Source organism: Niabella hirudinis (genome assembly GCF_051201075.1).
Lineage (GTDB): Bacteria > Bacteroidota > Bacteroidia > Chitinophagales > Chitinophagaceae > Niabella > Niabella hirudinis.
Genome location: NZ_JBPEHJ010000003.1, coordinates 142,577 through 156,391, shown reverse-complemented (window position 1 = coordinate 156,391; position 13,815 = coordinate 142,577). Strand labels below are relative to the sequence as shown.

Below are 13,815 nucleotides of genomic sequence, written 5' to 3'. Positions count from 1 at the left end.
AACGTGATTGCTTTAAGGCTTTTGCCACCATATATTGGTATTGATCTGGTCCGGCCCCTGTGCGGCTACTGCAGCCTTATAACTGGTGGGGTTGGCAGATTGTACATACACGGGGTATACCAGGCGGGCCGGCATTACACCGCCATTTTGCAGGCCATGCAGCTGGGACAAATGCAGGTTGGGATACCCGGTGCGCCGGTACTCAAACCATTGCTGCAGGTCGGTTAAAAACAGGGCATAGTATTTTTGTACCTGTATCATCTCCATTTTTCTTTCTGTAGAAAGCGTATCATTCCAAACAACGCCGCCTGCCGCCAGGTTCTCCAGATGCAAATCAAATTCAGCGGAAGCGGTATCTTCCGGAAAAGCAGCTACCCAATAATTGATGGCGGAGGCAATTCCCTGGTAAAAATGATCTTTGGGATTACTGCCGATCCAGCCTTTTAAGGCCGCTTCGGCCTGGATGAGTTGTACTTCGGCATACTGCATAATGATGCCGGTTTTGGGGTTTTGCTGCAGGGACCATACTCCGCCGGAAGTTTTATCATCATAGCTTTGAAAATAGCAGCCTTTTACCTCGCCTTTGCCCGGTTCATACCCGCTTTCTACACCGCGCCAGCCGCCGCCGCTGGCTTGCGCAATACCAATACTGCCGATGGAGCCCGACCCAAAAGGTTTGCCCGAAGCGAACCGCGGGTCCGTCCAGCTCACCAAACTATCCAGAAAGTAACTACAGATAGCCGGGCTTCTGAAATCCTGCACCCTTACATTATATACATAGGGAGAGGTATAAGGATCGGTACTGCTGGTGCCTCCATTCCAAAGAATTCTTGCACAATCGTCATTGGAGGTCATAATGGGATAGCGGCCCGGGGTTTGTATAATTTCCTTGATTTTATCCTGGCATTGCTGCGCCACCTCCGCTTTTCCCGACACACGGAGCAATAGCCTTAAATAAAGCGAGTTTCCAAACTTCCTCCATTTTGAAATATCCCCATTATAAACAGGGTCGCTGGTTACCACAATGGCTTGGTTTTTAGCCAGCAATTCATTGGCTTCTTCCAGTTTTTTAAACAGGCCCTCGTAAACATCCTTTTGCCGGTCAAAGGCGGGCTGCATATTACCTTCCTTTCCTTTGAGCGCCTCGGTGTAAGGGATATCTCCGTAGGTATCGGTCAGGTTCGAAAACAACCAGGCTTCTCCAATCCGGGCTATACCCTGGTAAGAGGTATTCATGCTATCGCCCCGGCTTGCCAGGCTGTCGATATCCCGGAAATTGGTGAGCTGCACATACCAGGCGTTCCATAAATAGTCCGACTGGCTGGCCCGGAAGGCATAGCGAAACACCGTGTTTTCGCCATCACTCAGGCTCACCGTAACCTGCATCAGTTCATTATTAAAGCTCCGGTTCCGGGTCATGCCCGGCCATATAGAGCTTACCAGCGTGGGCGCCAGCAGCTTGTCGGCGCTGGTATGCAGGATATTAATGGGATCGATATTTAATTTCTCAAACCCTTTTTTACAGGAATAGATGGTTATTAACACCAACAAAAGAAGACCTGTGCTTATCAGTTGTTTTTTCATTTCGATATCAATTAAAGTCCGATAGATAAGTTAAAGCCAATGGTACGGGTAGAGGGGAACTGCCCTACTTCAAACCCCGTAACAATATCCGATCCGCTCAGCGTGCCAAACTCGGGATCAAATATGGGCCAGGGGCTCCAAATGAACAGATCGCGTCCGAAAACACCAATAGTCGCGGAGCTCAGTCCTATTTTTTTCAACAGCCGGGGTTTAAAGGCATAATTTAAGGATGCTTCACGAAATTTGATAAAGTCGGTACTAAAAGTACTTCCTTCCGCATTCAGCGAGCCCATGCTGTTTTGATAATACTGATCTACATCATAAGCCACCACATCATTTTTGCGGTAACCGGTAACCTCGCCATTGTCATTCAGCACTTCCAGCACCCCATTGCCGATGATGCCGTTATACCTTCCCGGCAGGGTGGTTTTCAGTTTTCCCTGTTCAATCATTTTATAGTGGGTCAGCGAGTAGCCCACAGCACCCACCTGTGCATCAAATAATACTTTTAAATTAAATTGTTTGTACCGGAACGTATTCCCGATGCTCATTTTATAGCGGGGCGTTGTATTGCCCAGGTAAATAATATTGCTGGTAATTTTTGGGAAGCCGGTAGCCGGATCAAAGATCACCTGCCCGTCTGGTGCGCGCTGATAGCCCAGCCCATACAAATCGCCCATGCTGCCGCCGATGGAAGCTACGATCTGGCCACTGGCAATCTGACCGGCACGAAGCAATACCACGCTGTCCGGCATCGATACGATCCTGTTTTTATTGGAAGCAAAAGTAGCAGACACCTCCCAGTTAAACCCGTTTTTACTTACAACGGGTTTTCCGGTCAGCGACAGTTCAACCCCGCTGTTGTTCACCCTTCCGGCATTAATAATTGCATAGTCATACCCCGATGACCGGTCCAGAGTTCTGGTAAGTATCTGGTTTTTAGTGTTGCCCCAGTAAACGGCCAGGTCAAAGCTCAGCCGGTTACGAAACAGCTGCACTTCCGTTCCAAGCTCAAAGGTGGTGGTCTTTAAAGGCTTCAGGTTATCATTGGGCAGGGTTCTTGGGTTAGCAACGGCGCTATCCGGATACAACCCGTTGGTTCTGGCGAGGAGGTAGGTATAGGCCGTCCTATAGGGCACCGTAGCACCACTTCCTACCTGGGCGATTGAGGCCCGCAGTTTAGCGTAACTGATAAAGGAGGGCAACTGGGTAAAATCAGATAGTATAAAACTGGTGTTTAAAGAGGGGTAAAAAAAGCCCACATTATCAGTCCGGTTGGCTGTAGCGAGCACGCTGTTCCAGTCCTGCCTGCCCGTCAGTTCGGCAAATAGGTAGTTCTTGTAGCTAAAATTAAGTATGCCATAAAAACTGTTGATCTGGTAACGGCTGGTGTCCGGCAAATAGGTGAGCCCGTACAGGCTGCTGTCTAAATTATACATACCCGGGTAGGGTGAATTTTTCAAAGAATCTAGAACCGGAAACTTTAACCCATCCGCTCTTATATCCGATTTATTATATTCATTCCGAAGCTGGCTTCCTCCAAACGAAGCGCCTATTTTGATGTTTTTTGACAGATCCTTATGATAACGCACCAAAAAGTCATAACTCAACTCCCTCGCATAAACATCTTGTTTTCTTACGGATCCCAGCGGCAGCCTGGAGCCGGCATCATAGGGCCGGTCCTGTTCCCGTTTATCTTTGGACCAATCCAGGTTTCCGCGCACCATAAAGCTCCACTCTTTGCTAAGCTCGTAATTCAACTGCACATTTCCCGTTACATTGTTTCTCCTTGTTTTGTTTATAAATTCGTTTACAATGGCAAAGGGGTTCTCCGGGAAGGAGGAGTAGGGATAACGAATCCGCCGGTATAAGCTGTCGCTGCTGTAAATGCTGCCCGGTGTGCCCATCCAGTAATTGCGCAGCCAGTTATAATCGGCATTGGGCTGCCAAAAAATATACCAATACATAAGCGACTGATTTCCATAGCCCGCTGCAGGAAGGTTGTCACTCGAGCGGTAACCATAATTGATTTTGGTGGCTAATTTTAGTTTTTTAGTAATATCGGTGCTGGTCGACAGGCTGGCCGACTTACGATCGAAACCCGTATTAGGGATCACCCACCGATTATTTTGGATGGCGCCCGAAACTCGGAACGCTGTAGTACCAATATGGCCGCTCAGACTTAGGTTATTGGTAAGGTTTTTTCCCATATCCCAAAAATCGTTGATATTATCATACGCCTTCCAAGGTGTACGTTCTAAGCCCACCGCCTGACGTACCGGGTCATATTGATAAAATGACTGCCCGTCAAATTTTGGACCATAGGCCGAGCTGGTACCGCTGGTACTGGCCCCATCCGGGGTTGTACCATAAGAGTAATAAAGCGCGCCATCCAGCCCCTGGCCATACTCATATTGCAGATCGGGATACCTGTTGGGCATTTCGATATATCCGTTTGAAGTAAACCGGATGTTTAGTTTTCCTTTCTTTTTTGCGGACGCCGATTTGGTGGTAATAATAATGGCGCCATTGGCACCCCGCTGCCCATACAGGGCGGCGGCGGCGGGCCCCTTCAATACCGAAACGCTTTCGATATCCTGTGGGTTCAGGTCATTCATCGAGCTACCGTAGTCCGCCGGCAGGTTATCCGATCCTGTTGCATATACATTATCCGATCCGTTGGCAGAGCGTTTGCCGCTACTGTTATTAATCACCACGCCGTCCACTACAATCAGGGCTTCGTTATCGCCGGTAAGATTGTTTTCCCCGCGCAGAATAATTTTATTGGACCCCGCAGGGCCAGCGCCGGAGCGTATCAGGTTTAAACCCGCCACTTTCCCGGAAAGCGCATCCGTCCAGTTCGAAGACACGGCGTCCGTAAGCTGTGTACTGTCAATTTTTGTAAGCGCATAGCCCAGCGATTTTTCCTGCCGCCTGATGCCCAGTGCCGTTACCACTACTTCCTCTTCCTGTTTTCCGATGCTTTCCAGTAAAACATTAATGGTTGTTTGATTACCCACGTTGTGTTCCGTTTCCTTGAACCCAATCGCGGAGAATATCAGCGTTTCATTGGCATTTACTGAAATAGAATAGTGTCCGTCTGCCCTGGTAGTAGTCCCCCGGGAAGTACCTTTTACCACCACAGAGGCATTGGCAACAGGCTCCGTTGTTTCCCGGGAAGTGACCAGCCCGCTTACCGTTTTCTGCTGGGCCTGTGCAAGCAGCGGTAAGAGCAGCAGCGCACACCAGGTCATGTGTGCTTTGAGCCAGGTCTTCAGTTTGCTGTTTTCTGTCATATTATTTTGCAGTTTTACTCAATAATTGCAACGCCCCGTTTATACTTAGCATCGGATTTTATCCGGGACAAAGTATAGTCATTCAGGACAGGTTCGTCTTTTCTTTGCGCCAGGTCATGGCAGTAAACAGGATCGCAAGGACACAGCTGGCCATCAGTACCAGAAACCCGCCGTCCCAACCCCAATGGTCCACCACATACCCCATTGCCGCATTCGCAAAAAGGGCGCCCCCGAGGTATCCAAAAAGCCCGGTAAGACCCGCCGCTGTTCCCGCAGCTTTTTTGGGAACCAGGTCCAGCGCCTGAACTCCAATAAGCATAACGGGTCCATATATCAGGAACCCTATTGCGATAAGCGCAATATTATCTACCAGGGGGTTCCCGGGCGGATTTTTCCAGTACACCAATACGGCCACTGCTACCAGGGCCATATAAATGACCGTAGCGGGGGCCCGGCGGCCTTTAAACACTTTGTCGCTTAACCACCCACATAACAGCGTTCCCGGAATTCCTGCCCACTCATAAAGGAAATAGGCCCACCCGGTTTCTTTTAAAGAAAAGCCTTTGGCCTCTTTGAGGTAGGTGGGCGCCCAATCCAATACACCATAACGCACCAAATATATAAAGGCATTGGCCAGGGCGATATACCAGATGAGTTTGTTAACCAAAACATAATCCATAAGGATCTGCTTTGTGCTCAGCTCCTTTTCATGAGATTGATTGTATTCCCGCGATTGTGTGCCGCTATAAGATTCAATTGAGGGTAGCCCACAGGATTGGGGGGTATCTCTCACAAGCATATAAGTAATGAAGGCCACCAAAAGCGCTACAATAGCAGGAAAATACAACTTGCCCTGCCATACTCCAAAAACCGAAAAGCCCAAAATAGCAAGCGGAGCCATGATGCCTCCGCCCACATTGTGGGCAACATTCCATATAGACATTTTGGTGCCCCGCTCCTTTACAGAAAACCAGTGTACCATTACTCTTCCGCAAGGCGGCCAGCCCATCCCCTGGAACCATCCGTTGATAAATAAGAACACGAACATCATACCAATGGAAGCCGTAGCAAAAGGAAGGAGTCCCATCAGGATCAGGGTCAGTGCAGAACAAACCAGTCCCAATGTCAGAAAGACCCTTGCATTGCTCCGGTCAGAGATGGTGGCCATTACAAATTTGCTCAATCCGTAAGCGATCGAAATGGCGGAAAGCGCCAGCCCCAGCTGCCCTTTGCTAAATCCCCTTTCTTCCAGGTCGGGCATGACGAGCGAAAAGTTTTTGCGGACCAGGTAGTAACCGGCGTACCCGATAAAAATACCCAGAAAAACCTGGAGCCTTAATTTCCGGTAAGCGGGGTCAACGGCACTCTCCGGTAATAATTCCTTATGCGCCGCAGGCCTTAAAAATTTCATCGCTTTCATGGCATATCAATCGTTAAATAAAGTCAGGTTAAAATGTATTGCCGCGCAAGTTGCTCAAATCGTTTGGCTTCTTCTTCTACCCAGTGTACATCCCGGTTCAGGATTCCGGCGATGATTGCCGCTACCTCCCCGGCCACCCTGATGCTTTCGCGGGCATCCAGCAATAAAGCCCTCGTCCGGCGGGCCAGCACATCTTCTACCGTGCGGGCCATTTCATGGGTAACCGCCCACTCTACCTGGGCCCTGTTAATTTTCAATCGTTCGCTAATCCAGTGGCCATTGCTCTTTTCCTTTATAAAGGGAGCATCACTGCCGTAGAAATAAAAAGGATCGGCCCAATCCATGCCGGTGGCAAAACCATGAATCCGCAGATTCGGGGTCTTTGAGCCCCTCTTTATCCACCCCTGTTTGTTCTCCACACAATCGATCATATCTTCACCCATCTTCCGGTAAGTGGTCCACTTTCCTCCGATAATGGTAAACAACCCGTTTTCAGAAATCATGATCTTATGGCTGCGGGATATTTCCTTGGTTTTTTGCGCGCCTTCTTTTGGCGCCGCAAGCGGGCGCAGGCCGGCAAATACACTCAGCACATCCTTCCGCACCGGTTTTTTTACCAGGTAGGTTCCGGCTGTTTCCAGTATAAATTCGATCTCTTTTTCCAGCGGGCGGGGCTCTACGGATGGTGCGCCTACCAGCGTATCCGTGGTGCCCACCACCACCTCATTATGCCAGGGCACGGCAAACAGCACACGGCCATCGTTGGTTTTGGGGATCATCAATGCATGGGAAGAGGAAAAAAATTCCTTATTCAAAACAAGATGAATACCCTGGCTGGCTACCACGCTTTTGGAGGCAACAGGATTGTCCATCCGCAGCACATCATCTACAAATACCCCCGTAGCATTAATAACTGTTTTTGCCTGGATGGTATACAATGCCGACTGCTCCGTATCTTCTACCTCCACGCCGGAGGGTCTATTGCCGGGGCCTTTTTGGAGCCCCACTACCTTCATATAATTTACGGCCACACCGCCCTGTTCAATGATTGTTTGCGCCAGGTTCAGCGCCAGCCTTGAGTCGTCAAACTGCCCGTCATGATACAGCACGCCGCCTACCAGCCCTTTCGATTGTACATCCGGAATAGCGGCCATGGTCTTTTTTCGTGAAATAAAAACGGAAGCGCCCAATGACAGCCGGCCGGCAATCCAGTCGTAGGCCTTTAAACCGATGGTGTATTTAATACGATCCCAAAACGAGTAAACTGGTACAATAAAGGTTTGGTTCTTTACCAGGTGCGGTGCGTTCTGCTGCAGCAGCCCCCGCTCAATACTCGCTTCCCGCACCAGGGCAATATCGCCCTGGGCAAGGTACCGCACGCCGCCATGCACCAGCTTGGTGCTGCGGCTGGAAGTGCCTTTTGCAAAATCATATTGTTCCAGCAGCAATGTTTTATACCCGCGGGTAACCGCCTCCAGGGCAATACCTAAACCGGAGGCCCCGCCCCCGATCACCAGCACATCCCAAAGCACACCGGCTTCTGTTGCCCGTTTTACCAATTGATCCCTATCAATAATTCCGCGCTCCATATTATACAATCAGCCGTTTTTATTTTCGAGATTCTCCGTTTCAAAACAAAACAAAAAGAATTCGAAAGCAATAATAATACATTTCCATGTAAAATGAAAAATTAAATAATTATTTTATCGCAGTTTTAAAGGGTTTTTTATTTCGTTTAAAATAAAAGAAATGGTTATTTTTGGCTCTATGAGTAGTCTGATTGAACGCCACCAGCATATAATGAATTCCCTGAAGAAAAAGGGAATGGTACAGGTGCTGGATCTTTGCCAGGAACTGGATGTTTCATCCGTAACAATCCGAAAGGACTTGCAATTCCTGGAAGATAAAAACCAGCTTTTTCGTACCCACGGAGGGGCTACGCTTAGCAATCCTTATATTGGTGACCGGCCGGTGATGGAAAAAGTTAGCATACAATCGACCGAAAAAGAAAAAATTGGACAATATGCGGCGGGTCTTATTGAACCTAATGATTGCATTTTGATTGCATCCGGCACTACCGTGTTTTATTTTGCCAAACATATTCAACCGAAAGGAAATGTAACCGTTATTACCGCAGCACTAAACGTGGCCATGGAAATTGCCCATCACCCGGGAATTGAAGTGATCCAGCTGGGGGGTATCATGCGCAAAACATCGTCTTCCGTTACAGGCATCTATGCAGAAAAAATACTGGAGGACTTCTCCTGCAGCAAGCTCTTCCTGGGAGTGGATGGCATCGACACCGAATTTGGATTGACCACCACCAATATGATGGAAGCCCAACTCAACCGCAAAATGATTGCCGCCTCCCGTAAAACAATCGTACTGGCAGATTCCAGCAAATTTGGAAAACGGGGCTTTGGAAAAATCTGTGGGCTCGATGACATTGAACAGATCATCACGGACAGCAATATTTCGCCCCATATTGTTGATGAACTGAGGGCCGGCGGAATAGAAGTAACCGTGTTACCACTTTAACGCACCCCGTTGCTTTTTTGATACACTCTTACATAGTCTACCTCAAATCTTGCAGGGAAGGTTGTTTTTGAAGGATCTCCCCCCTGCTGCCCGCCAATGGCAAAATCCAGCAGCATATAATGCGGTTGCTTAAATGGATTTTCTCCGCTGCCGTCCTGGTTTACCAGGCTGTCCATAGGTGTTTGCAGCAGCAACTGATCATCCGCATATAAAGCAATACCCTCCTCATCCCAATCCATACGCCATATATGAAACTGTGCCGCCCAGCGGGCGCCGCCCAAAGAATCGATGTCACTAATGGTGCTGAACCAGCGGGCTTTTCCATCGGCGCCTTTATGGGCAATATTGGCCAGCAGCTTATGGCGGTAGTATTCCATAATATCGATCTCCCCATTGGCCGGCCAGGGGCGATGCGCACCCAGGGTCCACCAGGCGGGCCATAAGCCGTCCCGGATATCGATTTTACCGCGCATTATAAACCGGCCGTACAACCAGCTTTGTTTATTGCGTGTTTTAATACAGGAGGAGGTATAATGGATCGAATCCCTTTTTGTTCTCCACCCGGTACTGCCCGCTTTATACAGCGGGTTGGGCCGCAATTCTCTCCGGGCTTCAATGACAAGTTTGCCGTTTTCGCACCAGGCGTTTTCCTTTTGATACCATTGTAATTCCTCGTTGCGCTCCAGCCCGGTTTCATAATTCCAGTTGGCGCTGTCCGGCGCACCGGCCCTATTAAACTCATCGGCCCATACTAACTTATACCCCTTTTGAACCTTTTGTCCGGAGCTGACGCTCCTTTTTTGTGCCCATACTGCCCCGGCTACCAGCTGTAAACACGATACAATAAGTATAATACCTGTCCTGTGTTTTATCATTTTGCTGTTATTAAACATTTCATTGATCATACCCCGTCAAACTTAAAGATAATAAAGTTGGATAATCCCTATTTAACAGGCCGTGCCGCCATTACGAATTGCAGTACTCCGCCGTTCATGATATCGCTGTGTTTTATGGCAGTTCCTTTAACCGGTTTTCCATTTAAAAACACTTTTGATACATACACATTTTTATCGCTTTGATTTTTTACATCAATCGTAAACGTTTTCCCATTCTCTAATGTGAGCACGGCTTTGTTAATAGCCGGACTTCCCAATTGGTACGATGCGGATCCCGGGGCAAAAGGATAAAACCCAAGCGTACTAAAAATATACCAGGCGCTCATCTGCCCGCAATCATCATTTCCGCCCAGCCCGTCAACCGCCGGCTGGTATTGTTTTTTCAGGATCATGCGCACCCGCTCCTGCGTTTTCCAGGGTTGGCTGGTGAAATTATACAGGTAGGCCACGTGGTGCGAAGGTTCATTTCCATGTACATAGTTGCCAATAATGCCATCGCGGGTAATGTCTTCCGTTTCTTCAAAAAATTTATCCGGCAGGTGCATGGTAAACAGGGAATCCAGGTGCGGTAAAAACCGCCTTTCGCCACCCATCAGGCGGATCATCCCCTCCGGATCCTGGGGAACAAACAAACTAAAGTTCCAGGCATTCCCTTCAATAAAGCCTTGTCCGTGCGTGGAAAGCACATCAAACTCTTTACGAAAGCTTCCATCGCTGAGCCGCGGCCGCATATACCCAATGGATGCATCAAACACATTTTTCCAGCTTTGCGATCGTTTCATAAATGTTTCATAGACTTCCATCCTTCCCAGCTTTTTTGCGGCCTGCGCCAGGCTCCAGTCGTCAAAGGCATATTCCATGGTGGTGGATACGGAATTGGGCCTTACGTCATCCGGTACATAGCCCTTTTGCAGGTAGGCCTCCAGTCCATCATAATAGACTACGTTGGCCGTTTGGATACAGGCATCCAACGCCTTGTTAGCATCAAAACCCGCGATTCCTTTCACAATGGCATCGGCAATCACCGGCACGCTGTGGTACCCGCTCATACACCAGTTTTCGTTGGCATAATGGCTCCACACGGGCAGCATTTTATGCACGCTTTGTTGCTGGTGTGCCAGCATGCTGCGGATCATATCGCTATTCCGTTGAGGCTGTACCAGGTTAAAAAACGGGTGTAATGCCCGGTAAGTGTCCCAAAGCGAAAAGGTTGTATAGTTGGTAAACCCATCTGCTTTATGAACATTCTGATCCAGGCCCTTGTACTCCTTATTCTGATCCATATAAACCGTTGGGCTTAAAAAAGCATGGTACATGGCCGTATAAAAATTTACGAGCGCTTCCCGGTCCTGCGCTTCTATCCTGATCCGGTCCAGTTCTTTATTCCATTGGTCCTGCCCTTTCTTTTTGATCGTTTCAAAATCCTGGCCCGAGGTCTCGGCCCGAAGGTTCTCAAAGGCATTGTTGGTGCTCACAGGAGATAGTGCAAAGCGGATCCCAATTTGTTCTCCTGCACTGGTTTTAAAATCAAAATGTGCACGGATCTGTTCCCCGGCCATCTCGGGAAAGTTCTTTGTTTGATCAAACCGTTTATAAAATCCCTTGTACGGATAATTTTTAAAATTGGCAAATCCATAAGAACGGAAGGGTTTTGAGAAAACCATTGCAAAATATACGGTACGGGTGCGCGCCCAGCCATTCGTTTGTTTAAAACCGGTAATCAGCGTATCATTTTCTACCCGCACAAAGGTCCATACATTTTTATCCTCATAATTATAGATCCCATGCATCAGGTCAAGGATAATATGCGCATCGTCTGATTGCGGAAAGGTATACCGGTGTACCCCTACCCGGGTGGTGGTGGTCAACTCTGCAAGGATGTTGTTATCATCCAGCTTTACTTTGTAATAGTTGGGTTCTGCGGTCTCCGCAGCATGCCGGAACCGGCTGCGATAGCCTGATTCGGGATCAGTGGCAGTACCCGGGTTGAGCTGAAGCGCCCCCGTGGTGGGCATGATCAGGAAATCTCCCAGGTCCGAATGACCGGTACCGCTAAAATGGGTATGACTGAACCCCACGATCGTGGGATCATCATACTGGTAACCCGCACAGTACTTATACACATCCGCGTTATATTTTCCATTAATATCATAAGGCAGGGTGTCCGTATCCGGACTAAGCTGCACGGCGCCAAAAGGAACCGTAGCCCCCGGAAAAGTATGCCCCATCTTCCGGGTTCCGATCAGGGGGTTTACATATTGGATCCATTGATTCTGGGCCATCCCGGTTTGCGCCAGCAAAACGATCAGCGTACAAAGGTAAAATCGATTTTTCATTTTCATAAAATTACAGCCTGTGGAGATCATTTAAAAACAATACGCTGATTTTTGGGTGAGTCCCGGTTGGGGCAGCCGGGAAAAAAAAGACACCCGGTTCTTTTTTATTACTTTGTGATTATTTTTGCAGCTTTCAGATGCCCCTGTTAAGTCCGGCCATATCATCTCTTGCCCGCATGCGTCAATGGCGCATCGATGGCTGGCGCAGCCACCCGCTGGATGCGCAGCGGGAGGTATTGCAAAATCTTGTCTCCTCTGCACAATATACCGAGTTTGGAAGAAAATATAATTTTGGCAGCCTGTTTAATATCCGCGACTTCAAAAAAGCGATACCCATTCATGAGTACAACGATCTGAAGCCCTACATCGAGCGCTGCATGGGCGGTGAACAAAACCTGCTCTGGAACTCGCCGATTGTCTGGTTTGCCAAAAGCAGCGGCACCAGCGGCGATAAAAGCAAATTCATCCCCATTAGCGAAGAAAGCCTGGTAGACTGTCATTACAAGGCGGCAAAAGACGTGCTAACCATGTATTACCAGTTTAAACCGGATAGCACCATGCTTACCGGCAAGGGGCTGGTACTTGGAGGAAGCCATAATATCAATGCGCTAAATGAAGAAGCCCAGTTTGGCGATCTCAGCGCCGTGCTGTTACAAAACAGCCCTTTTTGGGGGCACTGGCTCCGGACTCCCGAGTTAAGTATTGCGTTAATGGACGACTGGGAGACGAAGCTCGAAAAAATAGCGGCACAGGCCATTAATGAAAATGTAACCTCTGTAAGCGGTGTGCCTACCTGGACCCTGGTGTTATTTAAACGGATTCTTGAAATTACCGGACAAGCATCCATTGCCGATGTATGGCCGGGGCTTGAACTGTATATGCATGGAGGTGTTTCTTTTACTCCTTATCACGACCAGTTTAAAAAGATCATTGGTAAAGACATTCATTACCTGGAAACCTATAACGCCAGCGAGGGGTTTTTTGCCGCCCAGCAGGCGCCGGGTGAAGAAGGGATGCTGTTATTTACCGACCATGGCATTTTTATGGAGTTTATGCCGGTAAGCGAATATGGCAGCGCCCAGCCCCTCACCATTGGTTTAAAAGATGTAGACCTGCATACCAATTATGCCCCCGTAATAAGCACCAACGGTGGGCTTTGGCGATACCTGCTGGGGGATACGATCCGGTTTATTTCCAAGGACCCCTTCAAGATCGTTGTATCCGGAAGAGTTCGGCATTTTATCAATGCTTTTGGCGAAGAAGTAATCATTGACAACACAGACAAGGCCATACAGATCGCCTGTCAGCAAACCCGTGCCATTGTAAACGACTACACCGCTGCACCGGTTTATTTTTCCAATGAAGGAAATGGCGGACACGAGTGGCTGATCGAGTTTGAAAAAACGCCTGAAAACCTGGAGGCGTTTGTGCAACATCTTGATGCGGCGCTGCAATCCATCAACAGCGATTATGAGGCCAAACGCCATAAAGATATTGCTTTAAAAATGCCGGTGGTTCATGCATTGCCAAAAGGCTTTTTTATAGACTGGTTACACTATAAAGGCAAGCTGGGTGGTCAGCACAAAGTGCCGCGTTTAAGCAACGACCGTACATTGCTCGAAGAAGTTCTTTCTTTTTACAAAAGCAGGAAAGAAGAGCCCTCTCTGTCTTAGACGCTGTTTAAATTTTCACTATTCAATTCCGTGTAGCGACATTAGTGCCCTCAAAAACCATTAAGTTAAGAT

Annotated in this window: 8 protein-coding genes; 2 read left to right on the top strand and 6 right to left on the bottom strand. The window is 48.4% G+C overall.

Annotated features, from left to right (window positions below):
* Positions 1 to 12 precede the first annotated feature (12 nt).
* The 4 genes from GGU45_RS07225 to GGU45_RS07210 all read right to left on the bottom strand — a co-directional run bounded on the left by GGU45_RS07225 (position 13) and on the right by GGU45_RS07210 (position 7,889).
* Positions 13 to 1,584, bottom strand: coding sequence for a SusD/RagB family nutrient-binding outer membrane lipoprotein (locus GGU45_RS07225; protein ID WP_435223362.1), 1,572 nt, complete (start codon positions 1,582 to 1,584; stop codon positions 13 to 15).
* Between the two features lie 11 nt (positions 1,585 to 1,595).
* Positions 1,596 to 4,880 carry a SusC/RagA family TonB-linked outer membrane protein gene (locus tag GGU45_RS07220; protein ID WP_435223361.1) on the bottom strand — a complete coding sequence of 1,095 codons (3,285 nt, stop codon included), beginning with the start codon at positions 4,878 to 4,880 and terminating at the stop codon, positions 1,596 to 1,598.
* 82 nt (positions 4,881 to 4,962) lie between these two features.
* Positions 4,963 to 6,300, bottom strand: coding sequence for a glycerol-3-phosphate transporter (gene glpT, locus GGU45_RS07215; protein ID WP_435223359.1), 1,338 nt, complete (start codon positions 6,298 to 6,300; stop codon positions 4,963 to 4,965).
* Between the two features lie 23 nt (positions 6,301 to 6,323).
* On the bottom strand, positions 6,324 to 7,889 hold the full coding sequence (locus tag GGU45_RS07210) for a glycerol-3-phosphate dehydrogenase/oxidase (protein ID WP_435223357.1): 1,566 nt from the start codon (positions 7,887 to 7,889) through the stop codon (positions 6,324 to 6,326).
* Between the two features lie 178 nt (positions 7,890 to 8,067).
* Between GGU45_RS07210 and GGU45_RS07205 the strand changes: the two genes are divergently transcribed.
* On the top strand, positions 8,068 to 8,838 hold the full coding sequence (locus GGU45_RS07205; protein WP_435223356.1) for a DeoR/GlpR family DNA-binding transcription regulator: 771 nt from the start codon (positions 8,068 to 8,070) through the stop codon (positions 8,836 to 8,838).
* Here the strand turns inward: GGU45_RS07205 and GGU45_RS07200 are convergent.
* Positions 8,835 to 9,713 carry a glycoside hydrolase family 16 protein gene (locus GGU45_RS07200; RefSeq protein WP_435223354.1) on the bottom strand — a complete coding sequence of 293 codons (879 nt, stop codon included), beginning with the start codon at positions 9,711 to 9,713 and terminating at the stop codon, positions 8,835 to 8,837. The genes GGU45_RS07205 and GGU45_RS07200 overlap by 4 nt on opposite strands.
* Positions 9,714 to 9,781: 68 nt before the next feature.
* Positions 9,782 to 12,070 carry a GH92 family glycosyl hydrolase gene (locus GGU45_RS07195; protein WP_435223352.1) on the bottom strand — a complete coding sequence of 763 codons (2,289 nt, stop codon included), beginning with the start codon at positions 12,068 to 12,070 and terminating at the stop codon, positions 9,782 to 9,784.
* Between the two features lie 137 nt (positions 12,071 to 12,207).
* On the opposite strand from GGU45_RS07195, the gene GGU45_RS07190 reads away from it, so the two are divergent.
* On the top strand, positions 12,208 to 13,743 hold the full coding sequence (locus tag GGU45_RS07190) for a GH3 auxin-responsive promoter family protein (RefSeq protein WP_435223351.1): 1,536 nt from the start codon (positions 12,208 to 12,210) through the stop codon (positions 13,741 to 13,743).
* Positions 13,744 to 13,815 lie beyond the last annotated feature (72 nt).